Below are 16,167 nucleotides of genomic sequence, written 5' to 3'. Positions count from 1 at the left end.
CATGGCAATGATGAAAGAAGGGGTGTATAGTCTGTTAAAAGCAAAGTTCCTGATCAGTGACGATGCTTTAAAAAACTGGCGGTTTATTGTTTTCCTGATTTTACTGGCGATGATAATGATTGCAAATTCACACCGGTACGAACAGAAAACATTCCGGATCACAGAGCTTACCAGTGAAGTGAAAGAGTTGCGGTCGGAATTTGTAGACAGGAGATCGGAGCTGATGGAGCTGAAAATGGAATCTACGATATCGGCAAAAATGGAAGAAAAGGAAATCTTTCCCTCGTCGGTTCCGCCAAAGAAGATAAAGGTTAAAGAAGAAGAAAAGAATATTCTGAAAAAAATATGGCAGTAGAAGATAAAAATATCTCTTACAGAATTTACATTGTAGCCTTCGCGATTTTCGTGATGGCTATTTTCGTTGCTATAAAACTCACCAATATTCAATGGGTGGAAGGAGAATATTACCGCAAACTGGCGAAAGAACGTACGGTAAGAAACTTTGTAATCCCGGCTAATAAAGGAAATGTATATTCTGCAGACGGAAGCTTGCTGGCTACCTCCATCCCGAATTATACCGTTCGTTTTGATGCTGTAGCTTCTAAAAAAGAAGACTTTGAAAAAAATGTAAAACCGCTTGCCGATTCGCTTTCCGAACTGCTGGGAAAATCATCCGGTTATTTCCAGACGGAGCTGAGAAGAGCAAGAGCCAATAAAAACCGCTACTACCTGCTTGCCCGTAAGCTGAGCTATACGCAATACATGAGAATGAAAAGTTTTCCGCTTTTCAATCTGGGAGCTTACAAAGGCGGGATGATCACCGAACAAAAAACCGTTCGCGAGCACCCTATCGGGAAAATTGCAGAACGAACAATCGGATACGAACGTCAGAGTGAAGGCGGACAAGAGACCAGAGTAGGGATCGAAGGTGCTTTCGGGGCGTATCTGAACGGAAAAGACGGACAGCGATTGATGCAGAAAATTGCCAAAAATCAATGGAAACCGATTAGTGACAACAACGAGGTGGAGCCAAGAGACGGTTACGACATTATCTCAACGATAGATGTTTACATCCAGGATATTGCCCACCACGCACTGCTGAAACAACTGGAGCTTTATGAAGCCGATCACGGTTGTGTAGTGGTAATGGAAACGACTACCGGCGAAATAAAAGCGATTTCCAATTTGGGACGCACCGGCGATGGCGGCTATTATGAAACCATCAATTATGCCGTTGCCGAATCGCATGAACCGGGTTCGACCTTTAAGCTGGTTGACTTAATTGCCTTACTGGACGATAGAAAAATTGATACCAGTAAAGTATTTGATTCAAAAGGTGGTGATATAACCTATTATAACCGTCATGTCCGCGATTCTAAAAAAGGCGGATACGGAAAAATATCACTGGCAAGAGGATTTGAAGTTTCGTCGAATACCGTGATGGTACAGGCAGTATATGATAACTATAAAGACAACCCGAGACAGTTTGTAAACAGGCTGAATAATCTGGGGCTGGACAGACCGTTAGGCCTGCCGTTTAAAGGAGAGGGAAGACCGTTTATTCCGCAGCCGGGAGAAAAAGGATGGTCGGGTGTTGCCTTGCCGTGGATGGCTTTTGGTTATGGCGTTTCGATCACACCATTGCAAACCTTAACCCTGTATAATGCCGTTGCCAATAACGGTGTCATGGTAAAACCACAATTTGTAAGAGAAATAAAAGAATGGAATAAAACCATTAAAAAATTTGATACACAGGTTTTAAACCCGAAAATATGTTCCGATGATGCTTTGAGAAAAGTACAGGCTGTTTTGGCCAATGTGGTTAAAAGAGGAACCGGTTCGAAACTGTATTCCAAAGACTTTTCGATGGCAGGAAAAACCGGAACCGCCCAGGTGGATTATCACAAAGGCGACGGAAAAATGTATTATGCTTCTTCGTTTGCAGGATATTTCCCGGCAGACAATCCGAAATACTCCTGTATCGTGGTGGTACACAAACCAAATACTTCCAAAGGCTTGTATTATGGTGCGGATGTAGCCGGCCCGGTTTTTAAACGAATTGCCCAAAAGATATTTACCGATGTGCCTTCGACCAATGAAGTGAAAAAACTGAACCGTAAAATACTAAACCAGGAGCAGAGTTATGCGGCATATTATGATAAAGTTCAGAACAAACAAACCATCGTTCCGAATGTAAAAGGAATGGCGGGAATGGATGCCGTTGCGCTGTTGGAAAATTTTGGAATGAAAGTGAGAGTAAAAGGAATAGGAAAAGTAAAACAACAGTCCATTTTGCCCGGACAGGCATTTACTAAAAATCAAATTATAACATTAGAATTATCGTGATCGCTTTAAAAGACATATTATACAAAGTAGCCATCGAAGCTGTAAAAGGTACAACCGATATCGCTGTGCATAAAATCGAATTTGATTCCAGAAAAATCGAATCCGGTGATGTTTTTGTCGCGATAAAAGGAACACTTTCTGACGGTCATGATTATATTGAAAAAGCCTTAAGTCTTGGTGCTAAAGCAGTGATCTGCGAGCATTTTCCGGAAACGGTTACCGAAGACATAACCTATGTTCAGGTTCAGGATACCAGTTTAGCCTTAGCTTTTATGAGTGCTAATTTTTATGGCAATCCTTCAGAAAACCTGAAACTCGTTGGCGTAACAGGAACAAACGGTAAAACAACCATTGCTTCCCTGCTATACCAATTGTTTAAAAAAGCAGGTTTTAAAGTAGGATTATTATCCACAGTTAAAATCCTGGTAGATACTAAAGAATACAAAGCAACCCATACAACACCGGATTCCCTGACCATCAATCATTATTTGAATGAAATGGTAAATGAAGGCTGTGATTATTGTTTTATGGAAGTGAGTTCACACGGAATTCACCAGAAAAGAACGGAAGGACTGCATTTTGTTGGCGGTGTTTTTACGAACCTGTCACACGATCACCTGGACTATCACCCAACGTTTGCGGAATACCGCGATGTGAAAAAATCGTTTTTTGACAACCTGCCCAAAACCGCCTTTGCCTTAGTGAACAGTGATGACAAAAACGGCACGGTAATGCTGCAAAACACCAAAGCAAAGAAACTGACCTATGCTTTAAAATCGTATGCCAATTACAGAGCACAGATATTGGAAAACCAATTATCCGGATTGCTGTTAAAAATCAACGAACAGGAAGTGTGGGTACGATTGATCGGCTCTTTCAATGCCTATAACCTGTTGGCGATTTACGGCGTAGCAGTAGAATTAGGATTGGAAAATCAGGAAGTATTGCGTCTGCTGAGTGAATTGGAAAGCGTTTCAGGACGTTTCCAGTTTATTGTTTCCGAAACCAATATCACGGCTATTGTGGATTATGCCCATACGCCGGATGCTTTGGACAATGTATTAAAAACGATAGCCGATATCCGCACCAAAAACGAACAGCTCATTACGGTTGTGGGATGTGGCGGCGACAGAGATACAACAAAAAGACCAATCATGGCCAATATCGCTTCAACCATGAGTGATAAAGCCATTTTTACTTCCGATAATCCAAGAAGCGAAAAACCGGAAGCCATTATTGAAGCAATGGAAAAAGGAGTGGAGCCGCAAAACTTCAAAAAAACACTTTCCATCGTCGATAGAAAACAGGCCATAAAAACCGCCTGTCAGTTAGCGCAGCCAAATGACATCATTTTGATTGCCGGAAAAGGACACGAAACATATCAGGAAATCCAGGGCGTACGTCATGATTTTGATGATATGAAAATTGTAAAAGAATTATTAGAACAACTCAATAAATAATAAGATATGCTGTATTATTTCTTTCAATATTTAGATAAAACCTTAGATATTCCAGGAACTGGAGTTTTCCAGTATATCACATTCCGTTCAGGGTTGGCTATAATTCTTTCACTGATGATCTCGACTATTTTCGGAAAAAGAATCATCAACTTTTTAAGAAAACAACAAATCGGGGAAACCGTTCGTGAACTGGGATTAGAAGGACAAAAAGAAAAAGCAGGAACACCAACAATGGGTGGTCTGATCATTATCATGGCTACGCTCATTCCGGTATTATTGCTGGCAAAACTGGATAATATTTATGTGATGTTGTTAATCGTAACCACTTTATGGATGGGAACCATCGGTTTTGTGGATGATTATATCAAAATATTTAAAAAAGACAAAGAAGGATTAAAAGGGAAATTTAAAGTTATCGGACAGGTTGGATTGGGAATCATTGTAGGTTCTGTATTGTATTTCCACCCGGCAGTTACCGTTAGAACCGATACGGCTACTAAAAATATTTTCAATGTAGGAAGCACTACGGCAACTATAGCGCCGGCTTTGGCAGAAGAAAAATCGACGGCTACAACGATCCCGTTCTTTAAAAATAACGAATTTGATTATGCCGAATTATTGGCATGGACCGGTGATAACTATGAAAGCTATGCCTGGTTGATTTTTATCCCGGTTGTGATCTTTATCATTACGGCAGTATCAAACGGGGCAAACCTGACCGATGGAATCGACGGTTTGGCCGCCGGAACCTCCGCAATATCGGTGCTCACACTCGGTATTTTTGCATTCGTTTCCGGTAATATCATTTTTTCCAATTACCTGAACATTATGTATATCCCCAATTCGGGAGAAATGACGGTCTATATCTCCGCGTTTGTTGGGGCACTGATCGGATTCTTGTGGTACAATACCTATCCCGCAACCGTGTTTATGGGAGATACCGGAAGTTTGACCATTGGAGGGATTATCGCAGTATTGGCAATTGCCGTTCGTAAAGAACTGTTGATTCCGGTATTGTGCGGTATATTCTTAGCAGAAAATTTATCAGTAATGCTACAGGTAGCTTACTTTAAATATACAAAAAAGAGATTTGGCGAAGGAAGAAGAATATTCCTCATGTCGCCGTTGCACCATCACTATCAGAAAAAGGGCTATCACGAAAGTAAAATCGTAACCCGTTTCTGGATTGTCGCAATCTTGTTGGCTATTTTCTCATTGGTTTCATTAAAATTAAGATAGGTATGAGGCTGGTAGTATTAGGAGGAGGAGAAAGCGGTGTTGGAACTGCGATCTTAGGAAAGAAAAAAGGATATGAGGTATTCTTATCCGATTTCGGAAAAATCAGGAACAATTATAAAGAAGTACTGATTCTGAATCAGATTCCCTGGGAAGAGCAGATGCACACGGAAGATTTGATCTTAAATGCCGATGTGGTAATGAAAAGTCCCGGTATTCCGGATAAATCGCCCATCGTAAAAGAAATAATGAAAAGAAATATTCCGATTATTTCGGAAATAGAATTTGCCAATCAGTTTACCGATGTCGTAACGGTGGGCATTACCGGAAGCAACGGTAAGACCACGACCACGATGCTCACCCATCATCTGCTGAAACAAGGCGGTTTGAATGTAGGTCTGGCGGGGAACATCGGAAAAAGTTATGCCTGGCAGATCGCCGAAAACAAATTTGAAGCCTACGTACTGGAGTTAAGTAGTTTTCAGCTGGACGGAATTGTGAATTACAGACCGCATATAGCCGTGATTACGAATATAAGCCCGGATCATTTGGACCGGTATAATTATGATTACAACCTGTATATCGAAGCGAAATTCAGAATAACCAAAAACCAGACAGAAGACGATTATCTTATTTATGATGCCGATGATGAAGCAATAACGGACTGGCTTTCCAAAAATGAGATAAGAGCAAAAAAAGTCCCTTTTTCACTGACAAAAACACTGGAAGAAGGCGCCTTTATAAAAGACAATACTATTAACACGAACATTAACAACCAAACATTTATCATGCCTATAAACGAACTATCACTTGAAGGAAAACATAACGTAAAAAACGCAATGGCAGCAACAACAGTAGCGCAATTAATGCGTATCAGAAAGGCAACGATCAGAGAAAGTTTATCCGATTTTCAGGGAGTGGAGCACCGTTTGGAAAAAGTGTTGAAAATTCAGAATGTACAATACATCAACGATTCCAAAGCAACAAATGTAAACGCTACATTTTTTGCTTTAGACAGCATGAATACACCAACGGTTTGGATTGTAGGTGGTGTTGATAAAGGAAACGACTATGCGGAATTAATGCCGCTGGTTCGTGAAAAAGTTAAGGCAATTGTTTGTTTGGGTGTTGACAATTCCAAAATTATTGAAGCATTCAGTAATGTGGTGGATGTGATGGTAGAAACAACAAGCATGACCGAAGCAGTTAAAATAGCACAAAAAATGGCCGAAAAAGGAGATACGGTTTTACTTTCTCCGGCTTGTGCCAGTTTTGACCTGTTTGAAAGCTATGAAGACAGAGGAAAGCAATTTAAAAATGCCGTTCAAAGTCTGTAAGGAATTTAAAATAAAAAACAGATGGACTGCCATCGTTTAAACATAAAAAATGAAAGCATTATTAACCAATTTAAGAGGCGATAAAGGGATCTGGGCATTCGTGTCCTTATTGGCTTTGTTTTCTTTTATGCCCGTTTTCAGTGCCAGTACGAATCTTGTTTACGTTGTAGGTAAAGGCTCTACTATTGGCTATCTGATGAAACATTTGGTTCATATTTTCATTGGATTTTGCCTGATCTATTTTGTACATAAAACACCCTATCACTATTTTAAAGCCATCTCAAAAGTAGCCTTGCCCATAGTGGTACTGCTGCTGGGCTATACAATGGTGCAGGGAACGACAATCGGGGGTGCAAATGCCAGCCGCTGGATCCAGGTTCCGTTTATCGGGGTGAGTTTTCAAACCTCTGCATTAGCGCTGATTGTACTGATGATTTATGTAGCGCGGTACCTTTCAAAAATTGAAGAAAAAGAATATACATTCCAGTCGTCACTTTTTGAGCTTTGGTTGCCTGTTTTCTCAGTAATAATCTTAATTTTGCCGGCCAATTTTTCCACAGCGGCCTTGATATTTTCAATGGTCTGCATGCTGGTTTTTGTCGGGAAATACCCAATGAAATATTTAGGGGTTATTATAGGAGCAGGATTGGCAGGCTTAATCATGTTCGTACTGGTTGCAAAAGCTTTCCCGGATGCCATGCCCAATCGTGTGGATACCTGGATGAGCCGTATCGAACGCTTTAGCTCGGACGAGCCGAATGAAGACGATTACCAGATAGAAAAAGCCAAAATTGCAATTGCTTCGGGTAAAATTTACGGTGTTGGTCCCGGTAAAAGTGTTCAGAAAAACTTTTTACCGCAATCCTCTTCCGATTTTATCTTCGCGATCATCGTGGAAGAATACGGTTTGTTAGGCGGATTGGCGATCTTGTTTTTATACCTGATGCTGTTTTTCAGATTCCTGATTACGGCACACAAAGCGCCCACACTGTTTGGAAAACTGCTTATCGTTGGCTTAGGATTTCCAATTGTCTTTCAGGCATTGGTAAATATGGGTGTTGCGGTTGAGCTGTTGCCTACAACAGGACAAACGCTGCCGCTGATCAGTAGCGGGGGTAGTTCCATCTGGATGACCTGTATTGCGATCGGGATTATTCTTAGTGTGACCAAAAAAGAAGAAGAAATTGCGCTGGAAGAAGAAGAAAAGAAACAAAGGGAAGAAGCGTTACAACGCATTATTGACAGACAATTAGAAGAAGAAAATAAAGAACCGGCAGCAGTGGAAGACTATTCGATTGAAGATGTAGGAGATAATCCGATGAATGCTGTTCTGAATAAAAAATAATAAAATGAAAGAGAACCCTAAATTCATAATTAGTGGCGGCGGAACCGGAGGACATATCTATCCGGCTATTGCTATTGCCAACGAATTAAAAGTTCGCTTTCCAAAAGCAGAAATCCTTTTTGTTGGCGCTCAGGATAAAATGGAAATGCAAAAGGTGCCGCAGGCCGGTTACCCGATAAAAGGACTTTGGATTGCCGGAATTCAGCGAAAACTGACCTTGCAGAATGCCATGTTTCCATTCAAGCTGATCTCAAGCCTGGCAAAATCCTATGGGATTCTGAAACAATTCAAACCCGATGTTGTCATCGGGACTGGTGGATTTGCCAGCGGAGCCGTTTTGAAAGTGGCTTCCGGTATGGGGATTCCAACCGTTATTCAGGAGCAGAATTCCTATCCGGGAATTACAAACAAGCTGCTGGGTAAAAAAGCAAATGCCATTTGTGTGGCCTATGAAAACCTGGAAGCCTTTTTTCCGAAAGATAAAATGAAGCTAACCGGAAATCCGGTGCGTCAGGATCTGATTTCGGTGGCCTCCAAAAAAGAAGAAGCGATCGCGCACTTTGCGCTGGATGCTCATAAAAAAACACTGCTGGTTCTAGGTGGAAGCTTAGGTGCCCGGAGAATTAACCAGTTAATTGCAAAAGAGCTGGAATGGCTTTTAGCGCAAAACATCCAGATAATCTGGCAATGCGGGAAACTGTATTTTGAAGAATACAAGCATTTTTCCGAAAAAGAGAATGTGCAGGTAGTGGCCTTTATTGACCGTATGGATCTGGTATATGCTGCGGCAGATATCGTGATTTCCCGTTCGGGAGCCTCGTCGGTATCGGAATTGTGTATCGTTGGGAAACCGGTTGTTTTTATTCCGTCGCCCAATGTAGCCGAAGACCATCAGACTAAAAATGCCAAGGCCATTGTGGATAAAAACGGAGCTTTACTATTGAAAGAATCCGAATTGGAGGAACAGTTTGAAACGGTTTTTAAAAACCTGTTGGACAACGAAGGAATGCGAAACCAGTTGAGTGAAAATATCAAACAACTGGCCTTGCCGGATGCGACGAAGCAAATCGCGGATGAAATTGTAAAATTGATAAAATAAGCCGGGGCTGGCAACGGCCGGGCAAACAATATAAAATGAACTTAAACCAGATACATAACGTCTATTTCATCGGAATCGGAGGCATCGGAATGAGTGCCTTGGCACGCTATTTCAAATACATTGGTAAAAATGTAGCGGGTTATGACAAAACGCCGACGCATTTAACCGGGGAATTACAGGAAAGTGGTATTGCGATCCATTTTGAAGACAATGTAGCGCAAATTGGGGAAGCATTTTTAAATAAAGAAAATACATTGGTGGTTATCACGCCGGCAGTGCCCAAACAGCATGCCGAGTGGAACTACTTTCTGGATAACGGATTTGTGGTGAAAAAACGGGCAGAAGTTTTAGGCATCATTACCAAAGATACCTTTTGTTTTGCAGTTGCCGGAACGCACGGAAAAACAACAACATCCAGTATTTTAGGCCACGTTTTATACGAAAGCGGTGTGGATGTAACGGCATTCCTGGGCGGAATTGTAGAGAATTACAACTCCAATTTAATTGGCAGCGGAAAAACGGTAACGGTGGTGGAAGCCGATGAATTTGACCGTTCTTTTTTACACCTGCATCCCAATATTGCCTGTGTGACCTCAATGGACGCCGATCATTTGGATATTTATGGCGATAAAGCTTCCATTGAAGCCTCGTTTATTGAATTTGCGAATAAAGTAGAAGATAAAAAGCATTTGTTTGTCACAAACGGATTACCATTGGAAGCCATCACGGTTGGTGTAAATGATGATTCCCTGTTTGTAGCGAAAAATATCAGAATTATTGACGGATGGTATGTGTTTGATGTAAGCACGCCAACCGAAGAAATTAAAGATTTGAAATTTGGTTTACCAGGGAAACATAATTTGACTAATGCATTGCTGGCTTTGGCGATGGCAAAAACATACGGTACCCCAACGGCTGACATTGCCAAAGCTTTTTTAACATTCAAAGGAGTGAGAAGACGCTTCTCGTTTCAGATCAGAAAACCGGAATTTGTGTATATCGATGATTATGCACACCATCCGACAGAAATAAATGCCGTGCACCAGGCAGTAAGGGAGTTGTATCCCGGACAGAAAGTGCTTGCTGTGTTTCAGCCGCATCTTTTTAGCAGAACCCGCGATTTTGCAGATGATTTTGCCAAGAGCCTGTCACAGTTTGATGAGATCTTTTTAATGGATATTTATCCGGCAAGAGAACTGCCAATGGAAGGAATTACCTCGCAATGGCTGCTGGATAAAATCGAGAATCCGAATAAGAAATTAGTATCAAAAGAAGCATTGCTTGCATTAATGCAGGAATCGGATGCTCCGGTGATGGTAACAATAGGAGCCGGTGATGTGGGAGAGATGGTTCCGGAGATAAAAACAGCATTGAAAACCGCTAAAAAAATAGATTAAAAAGGATAAAAACGATGAAAAAAATTAAATGGACAGATGTAAGATTGGTACTCATGATCGGGGTAGTGATTTTCCTGTATTCCTTTTCATCGAAACGGAATGAAAGCCGCCATTTGGTTAAATCGGAAGTCCGGTTTTTAGGGGATAATAATCTTTTCATAACGCCGGAAACGGTTGATAACTTGTTAATACAAAATTTTAACAAGGTTACGGACATAAGGAAAGATAAGCTAGATTTGAATAGATTGGAGCATATTCTCGATAGTAACGAAATGATTGCAAAAGCAGAGGTGTTTGCTACTATTGACGGGACTCTAAAGGCTGTCGTAACACAAAAGACCCCTATTGCGAGAGTAGATAGTGAAGGAAGTTCTTATTATATTGACTATGAGGGTAATCAAATGCCTTTGTCGGATAATTTTACAGCAAGAGTTCCTTTGATTTCAGGTGAAATAACCACTGAAAACAAGAAACAGCTGACCGATGTTTTCAGGAAAATACATGACGATGAATTTCTGAAAAAAAACATCATCGGGATAGAAATTTCACCAACCGGTGGCCTTATCATGACGAACAGAAATTATAATTATCAGATTCTTTTCGGAAGAACAATCAATGTTGACAAGAAGTTTGATAACTATAAAGCCTTTTTTCAACACGCGATAAAGGATACCCTGATTGGAAATTATAAAACAATAAATCTGAAGTTTACACAACAAGTAGTGTGCACCAAAAATTAGAATATGGAAAAAGAGAGTATTGCAGTAGGTTTAGACATTGGAACAACCAAGATTGTTGCAATGATTGGCAAGAAAAATGAGTACGGAAAATTAGAGATTTTAGGAGTAGGAAAATCCAAAAGCCTTGGTGTGGCTCGTGGAGTTGTGAATAATATTACACAAACGATTCAGTCTATTCAGCAGGCAATTATTGAAGCTGAAGCAGATTCGGGATATAAAATTAATGATGTGGTGGTAGGTATTGCGGGACAACATATCCGTAGTATTCAGCACAGTGATTATATCAGCAGAAATAATCCGGAAGAAGTAATTGGTGATGCCGATATTGATTTACTGATCAATCAGGTACACAAATTGGCGATGTTGCCGGGTGAAGAAATTATCCATGTATTACCGCAGGAATTTAAAATCGATGGACAGTCGGAAATTAAAGAACCTATCGGGATGTACGGAGGAAGACTGGAAGCAAGTTTTCACGTTGTGGTAGGGCAGGCTTCTTCCATTAGAAATGTGGGCAGATGTATCAAGAGTTCCGGACTGGATTTATCCGGTTTAACTCTGGAGCCGCTGGCTTCTGCCGATGCGGTTTTAAGTCAGGAAGAAAAAGAAGCAGGTGTTGCACTAATCGATATTGGAGGCGGAACAACTGATCTGGCTATTTTTAAAGACGGCATTATCAGACATACTGCTGTCATTCCTTTTGGAGGAAATGTGATTACAGACGATATTAAAGAAGGCTGTTCGATTATTGAAAAACAAGCCGAATTGCTGAAAATAAAATTTGGCTCTGCCTGGCCGGGAGAAAATAAAGACAACGAAATTGTGTCTATCCCGGGATTAAGAGGAAGAGAGCCGAAAGAAATTTCACTAAAAAATCTGTCCAAAATTATCCATGCGAGAGTAGTGGAAATTGTAGAGCAGGTTTTTGCCGAAATCAAAGCGTACGGTCATGAAGATCCAAGAAAAAAACTGATTGCAGGAATAGTATTGACCGGAGGCGGAGCCCAATTGAATCATATCAAACAATTGGTCGAATACATCACCGGAATGGATACCCGGATCGGATACCCGAATGAGCATTTGGCCGGAAATTCGGATGAAGAGATCTCCAGTCCGTTATATGCAACAGCAGTGGGATTGGTAATGAACAGTATCCGAAACAACACCAGAAGTGCAACACCACTGGCAGAAATAAGAGTGGAAACGCCAAAGGTTGAAGTAAGACAGCCGGTAATACGAGAGCCGGAAATTGAAGAAGAAGAGATAGTACAGGAACAGGAGCCAGTTAAGCCGGTTTATAACGCCAAAGATGTTGATGCCGAATCAACGAAGGACAAAATAAAAAGAGGCTTTTTTGATAAGTATATAGATAAGATTAAAGAATTTTTAGATAACGCAGAATAAAACCGATACGATATGAATAGCAACTCAGAATTTGGAAGCATTTCATTTGATTTACCAAAAAATCAATCAAATGTAATTAAAGTTATTGGTGTAGGTGGAGGTGGTAGTAATGCCATCAATCACATGTTTAAACAAGGGATTAAAGGAGTGGACTTCGTGGTTTGTAATACAGATTCACAAGCTTTGCAAAGCAGTTCGGTGCCTAATAAAATTCAACTTGGCGTTAGTTTGACAGAAGGTCTTGGAGCCGGGGCAAATCCGGAAGTAGGACAGCAATCGGCTTTAGAAAGTATAGAGGAAATTGAGAAAATGCTGGATACGAATACTAAAATGGTATTCATTACAGCCGGAATGGGTGGTGGAACAGGAACAGGTGCTGCACCGGTTATTGCCCAGTTATCCAAAGAAAGAGATATCCTGACAGTTGGCATCGTGACGATTCCTTTTCAGTTTGAAGGGAAAGTACGTCAGGAGCAGGCGTTGTTAGGAGTGGAAAGACTTAGAAAGCAAGTTGACTCTTTAATCGTTATCAACAACAATAAATTAAGAGAAGTATACGGAAACCTTGGCTTTAAAGCAGGATTCTCGAAAGCGGATGAAGTATTGGCAACCGCTTCAAGAGGAATTGCAGAAGTTATTACGCATCACTATACACAGAATATTGACTTAAAAGACGCGAAGACAGTATTGTCAAACAGCGGAACAGCTATAATGGGATCGGCAATGGCGAGCGGTGAAACCCGCGCTAAAGACGCTATCGTGGATGCTTTGGATTCGCCTTTATTGAATGACAATAAAATTACAGGCGCTAAAAATGTATTGTTGCTGATTGTATCCGGAACAAACGAGATTACGATTGACGAGATCGGAGAAATCAACGACCACATCCAGATGGAAGCCGGTCACAATGCGAATATCATTATGGGGGTTGGTGAAGACGAATCTTTAGGTGATGCAATTGCAGTGACTATTATTGCTACCGGATTTAATGTAGAGCAACAGGCGGATATCGTGAATACAGAACCTAAAAAGATCATCCATACTTTAGAGGGTGAGCAAAAAATGGTTCAGGATTTAACAAGCAAACCGTTTTTACCGTCATTTGATTTTTCATCACCAATTGAAAGAGAAAATGCTCAGACAATACTTGCGGAAGCAACGTCGCAATTGCCGGTAGAAGAAAAAATCGTTTTCTCTTTAGAAGAAGAAACAACAGAGGTTTTTGAAAAAAAAGAACCGATAGCAGCGGTTATTGAAGAAGAATTGCCAACGGCAGACTTTATCAATAATTTAGATGTGTTTTTTGAAATCGTTTCTCCGGTAAAAGAAGAAGCTCCAGTAGTAGCTGCTCCGGTAATGAGAGATGTGCGTGAAATTGAAGTTTTTGAACCGCAGTTTGTGGTGCCGAAAACAGAAGAGCAGATCACGTTCTCTTTTGATTTGCCTATCAGCAACACGGCTGCCTTTCATCAGGAAAGAGTATCGTATGAGCTGAGCAACGAAACAAAAGAAATTAAAGTGAATCAGCCGGTACAGGTTGTTCCGGTTACCGAAGTGAATAAGTCGGGAGTAGTAAAATACTCTCTGGAAGACTATATGGAGAAAGAGAATGAACTGATCACGTCCAAACCGGTTGCTGAAATCAAGGAAGAGCCCATCGCGGAAGAACTGAACTTCACAATGAAAAAAGTGGAGCCGGTAGCGCCAAATACCTCTTTTGATGAAATTTCTCCTGTGGAAATGACAATTGAAGAAACACTTCGCATGCGGGCTGAAGAGCGTAAAAGAAAAATGAAAGAGTTCAATTATAAATTCAACAACAGTGCTTCACGTGTTAATGAATTGGAAAAAGAACCGGCTTATAAAAGAATGGGCGTTGATTTAAATTCGGCACCTGTAGATAACAGCAAATCACGGATGTCTTTAGGGATGGATAGTAACGATGACTTACAGTTGCGTTCCAATAATTCCTTCCTGCACGACAACGTAGATTAACTAACCTAATTTTGAGAAACCTTTAACCCGAAATCAAATTTGATTTTGGGTTATTTTTTTTATCTTCGCAAAGCCAATTCAAATCGGGAGCAAATGCTGTCCGATGCTGAGGATGCTTAAAGAGTCTTTAGGCTGTTTAAGAGGCTTTTCCGGATCATCCGGAGAACAAAACAATTAATATTCAAAAAAGATGAGCTTACAAACACAAATCATGGACGAGATGAAAAACGCCATGAAAGCAAAAGATACTGTTGCTTTAGAAGCTTTACGAGCGATTAAATCAGAAATATTACTGGCGCAGACTTCTTCAGGTGCTAAAGAAGATATCTCGGCAGAAGATGAAATAAAATTATTGCAGAAACTGGTTAAGCAGCGAAAAGACAGTGCTGCGATATTTTCGGAGCAGGGCCGTGCAGACCTGGCAGAGCCGGAATTGGCTCAGGTGGCGGTAATTGAAAAGTTTTTACCGGCACAATTATCGGAAGCAGAAGTAGAAGCAGTAGTGTCTAAAATTATTGCCGACGGTGGTTTTTCAGGGATGGGAAGCATGGGTCAGGTAATGGGAATGGTATCAAAAGAGTTGGCTGGAAAAGCTGACGGGAAAACTATTTCAACAATTGTTAAAAAGCTTTTGGCATAATAGTATAAAAATTCAATTCAGATTGTTTACTTTGCAACCTGAAATGAAATGACCGCGTAGTTCAATTGGATAGAATATCAGATTTCGGCTCTGAGGGTTGGGGGTTCGAACCCCTCCGCGGTCACAATTAAAGTTTAAATACTTGATCTTTATTGTTTTGTAATTAATTACACGTTAATTGCTCCTGCTGTTTTTCTGAAAGTACAATGGGAAACAGTCCTGAAACGGGTGTTTTTAGTAATTTTTAGCTGGTATAAATGGGTGTACTCTTTCTTTTGCTTGTTCAAGATCATAAGAATGACACCCCGGAAGGAAAGATGATTCTGGTCTTTTTTTTCCTGATGATCCTCCTGATGGTCCTTGTCCGCTTTACGGAACCCCTTTATGCTTATATCTTCAAGAAACCGTTTTATGTTCATTTTTACCCTTTTCCAAGGCGGTTAAACTATGAGCGGTTGTTTATCCTTCAAACGAAATTTTCTTTTTACCAGAGATTACCCGAAAAGCAAAAAAGCTATTTTGAACATCGCGTTGCTGTTTTTATAGCAAAATACCGGTTTATCGGGAAAGAAGGACTCGTGGTAAGCGAAGAGATGAAAGTGCTCATTGCAGCGACTTCCACAATGCTCACTTTCGGAATGCGGCAGTACCTGTACCGCTTTTTTGATAAAATTATTATTTTTCCAACACGGTATTATTCGACGTCTAAAGGCGAATATCACAAAGGCGAATTCAATCCGGCCGTAAAAGCAATCGTGTTTTCATGGGAAGACTTTGTAGAAGGATACCTGTACGAAAACGATAACCTGAATCTCGGGCTTCACGAATTTACACATGCCCTGCATTTTCAGGGATTGAGAAGCAACGACATCAGTGCTGTTATTTTTGCCGATATGTGCGCGAAAATCATAGAAGAAGTGAAACACGAACCCAACCGGAACAGACTGCTGGCATCCGGTTATTTCCGGAATTATGCCTTTACCAACGAATTCGAATTCCTGGCTGTAATTCTGGAATATTTTTTTGAAACCCCCGAAACGTTTAAGCAGTATTTCCCGGAATTATACAGCAATGTAAAAAGGATGATCAATTTTAAGGAGCATTATTGATTGCTTGAAAAAACAACAAATTTGCCGGTAAATGTTGCAGCTTGATTATGATAAATTTA

14 protein-coding genes and 1 tRNA gene are annotated in these 16,167 nt (G+C 40.6%); 14 read left to right on the top strand and 1 reads right to left on the bottom strand.

Translation table 11 applies throughout. From position 1 onward, the window contains the following. The first annotated feature begins 10 nt into the window (after window positions 1-10). The 13 genes from BGO42_RS00775 (at window position 11) to BGO42_RS00715 (ending at window position 15,123) form a co-directional block, all read left to right on the top strand. Window positions 11-355, top strand: a complete 345-nt coding sequence (locus tag BGO42_RS00775) for an FtsL-like putative cell division protein (RefSeq protein WP_273245174.1) — start codon at window positions 11-13, stop codon at window positions 353-355. Continuing rightward, window positions 346-2,346, top strand: a complete 2,001-nt coding sequence (locus BGO42_RS00770; RefSeq protein WP_273245106.1) for a PASTA domain-containing penicillin-binding protein — start codon at window positions 346-348, stop codon at window positions 2,344-2,346. Before BGO42_RS00775 ends, BGO42_RS00770 begins: the two co-directional genes overlap by 10 nt. After that, window positions 2,343-3,806 (top strand): UDP-N-acetylmuramoyl-L-alanyl-D-glutamate--2,6-diaminopimelate ligase, encoded by a 1,464-nt coding sequence (locus tag BGO42_RS00765; RefSeq protein ID WP_273245107.1) that lies wholly within the window; start codon window positions 2,343-2,345, stop codon window positions 3,804-3,806. Before BGO42_RS00770 ends, BGO42_RS00765 begins: the two co-directional genes overlap by 4 nt. Before the next feature lie 6 nt (window positions 3,807-3,812). Then, the gene (mraY, locus tag BGO42_RS00760; protein ID WP_273245108.1) at window positions 3,813-5,045 is read left to right on the top strand and encodes a phospho-N-acetylmuramoyl-pentapeptide-transferase; all 1,233 of its coding nucleotides are present in this window, start codon (window positions 3,813-3,815) and stop codon (window positions 5,043-5,045) included. 2 nt (window positions 5,046-5,047) lie between these two features. Further along, entirely contained in the window at window positions 5,048-6,379 is a 1,332-nt protein-coding gene (gene murD / locus BGO42_RS00755; protein ID WP_177730019.1) for a UDP-N-acetylmuramoyl-L-alanine--D-glutamate ligase, read from the top strand. A gap of 49 nt (window positions 6,380-6,428) precedes the next feature. Continuing rightward, the gene (locus BGO42_RS00750) at window positions 6,429-7,724 is read left to right on the top strand and encodes an FtsW/RodA/SpoVE family cell cycle protein (protein WP_273245109.1); all 1,296 of its coding nucleotides are present in this window, start codon (window positions 6,429-6,431) and stop codon (window positions 7,722-7,724) included. A gap of 4 nt (window positions 7,725-7,728) precedes the next feature. Then, window positions 7,729-8,823 carry an undecaprenyldiphospho-muramoylpentapeptide beta-N-acetylglucosaminyltransferase gene (murG, locus tag BGO42_RS00745; RefSeq protein ID WP_177730017.1) on the top strand — a complete coding sequence of 365 codons (1,095 nt, stop codon included), beginning with the start codon at window positions 7,729-7,731 and terminating at the stop codon, window positions 8,821-8,823. Between the two features lie 35 nt (window positions 8,824-8,858). Then, window positions 8,859-10,220, top strand: a complete 1,362-nt coding sequence (murC, locus tag BGO42_RS00740; protein ID WP_177730016.1) for a UDP-N-acetylmuramate--L-alanine ligase — start codon at window positions 8,859-8,861, stop codon at window positions 10,218-10,220. A 14-nt stretch (window positions 10,221-10,234) separates the two neighbouring features. Continuing rightward, complete coding sequence (locus BGO42_RS00735; RefSeq protein ID WP_177730015.1) at window positions 10,235-10,960, top strand: cell division protein FtsQ/DivIB; 726 nt, start codon at window positions 10,235-10,237, stop codon at window positions 10,958-10,960. A 3-nt stretch (window positions 10,961-10,963) separates the two neighbouring features. Continuing rightward, window positions 10,964-12,364 (top strand): cell division protein FtsA, encoded by a 1,401-nt coding sequence (ftsA, locus tag BGO42_RS00730; protein ID WP_177730014.1) that lies wholly within the window; start codon window positions 10,964-10,966, stop codon window positions 12,362-12,364. 12 nt (window positions 12,365-12,376) lie between these two features. Then, on the top strand, window positions 12,377-14,359 hold the full coding sequence (gene ftsZ / locus BGO42_RS00725) for a cell division protein FtsZ (protein WP_273245110.1): 1,983 nt from the start codon (window positions 12,377-12,379) through the stop codon (window positions 14,357-14,359). A 190-nt stretch (window positions 14,360-14,549) separates the two neighbouring features. After that, a complete protein-coding gene (locus BGO42_RS00720) occupies window positions 14,550-14,999 on the top strand; it encodes a GatB/YqeY domain-containing protein (RefSeq protein WP_177730012.1) in 450 nt (149 codons plus the stop codon). A gap of 50 nt (window positions 15,000-15,049) precedes the next feature. Then, window positions 15,050-15,123: transfer RNA gene (locus BGO42_RS00715), tRNA-Arg, on the top strand. 43 nt (window positions 15,124-15,166) lie between these two features. Here BGO42_RS00715 and BGO42_RS00710 read toward each other — a convergent pair. Continuing rightward, window positions 15,167-15,418, bottom strand: coding sequence for a hypothetical protein (locus tag BGO42_RS00710; RefSeq protein ID WP_273245111.1), 252 nt, complete (start codon window positions 15,416-15,418; stop codon window positions 15,167-15,169). Window positions 15,419-15,454: 36 nt separating this feature from the next. On the opposite strand from BGO42_RS00710, the gene BGO42_RS00705 reads away from it, so the two are divergent. Next, window positions 15,455-16,108 (top strand): zinc-dependent peptidase, encoded by a 654-nt coding sequence (locus tag BGO42_RS00705; RefSeq protein WP_246297017.1) that lies wholly within the window; start codon window positions 15,455-15,457, stop codon window positions 16,106-16,108. Window positions 16,109-16,167: the final 59 nt, after the last annotated feature.

The sequence above is a fragment of the Flavobacterium sp. 40-81 genome, assembly GCF_001898245.1.
Taxonomy (GTDB): domain Bacteria; phylum Bacteroidota; class Bacteroidia; order Flavobacteriales; family Flavobacteriaceae; genus Flavobacterium; species Flavobacterium inviolabile.
This window is presented reverse-complemented; position numbering and strand designations above follow the sequence as displayed.

What these genes read in the sequence shown, in the direction of transcription:
- BGO42_RS00775 (WP_273245174.1), top strand. Translation starts at nt 11, where the DNA reads ATGAAAGAAGGGGTGTATAGTCTGTTAAAAGCAAAGTTCCTGATCAGT.
- BGO42_RS00770 (WP_273245106.1), top strand. Translation starts at nt 346, where the DNA reads ATGGCAGTAGAAGATAAAAATATCTCTTACAGAATTTACATTGTAGCC.
- mraY (WP_273245108.1), top strand. Translation starts at nt 3,813, where the DNA reads ATGCTGTATTATTTCTTTCAATATTTAGATAAAACCTTAGATATTCCA.
- murD (WP_177730019.1), top strand. Translation starts at nt 5,048, where the DNA reads ATGAGGCTGGTAGTATTAGGAGGAGGAGAAAGCGGTGTTGGAACTGCG.
- BGO42_RS00750 (WP_273245109.1), top strand. Translation starts at nt 6,429, where the DNA reads ATGAAAGCATTATTAACCAATTTAAGAGGCGATAAAGGGATCTGGGCA.
- murG (WP_177730017.1), top strand. Translation starts at nt 7,729, where the DNA reads ATGAAAGAGAACCCTAAATTCATAATTAGTGGCGGCGGAACCGGAGGA.
- murC (WP_177730016.1), top strand. Translation starts at nt 8,859, where the DNA reads ATGAACTTAAACCAGATACATAACGTCTATTTCATCGGAATCGGAGGC.
- BGO42_RS00735 (WP_177730015.1), top strand. Translation starts at nt 10,235, where the DNA reads ATGAAAAAAATTAAATGGACAGATGTAAGATTGGTACTCATGATCGGG.
- ftsA (WP_177730014.1), top strand. Translation starts at nt 10,964, where the DNA reads ATGGAAAAAGAGAGTATTGCAGTAGGTTTAGACATTGGAACAACCAAG.
- ftsZ (WP_273245110.1), top strand. Translation starts at nt 12,377, where the DNA reads ATGAATAGCAACTCAGAATTTGGAAGCATTTCATTTGATTTACCAAAA.
- BGO42_RS00720 (WP_177730012.1), top strand. Translation starts at nt 14,550, where the DNA reads ATGAGCTTACAAACACAAATCATGGACGAGATGAAAAACGCCATGAAA.
- BGO42_RS00710 (WP_273245111.1), bottom strand. Translation starts at nt 15,418, where the DNA reads ATGAACATAAAACGGTTTCTTGAAGATATAAGCATAAAGGGGTTCCGT.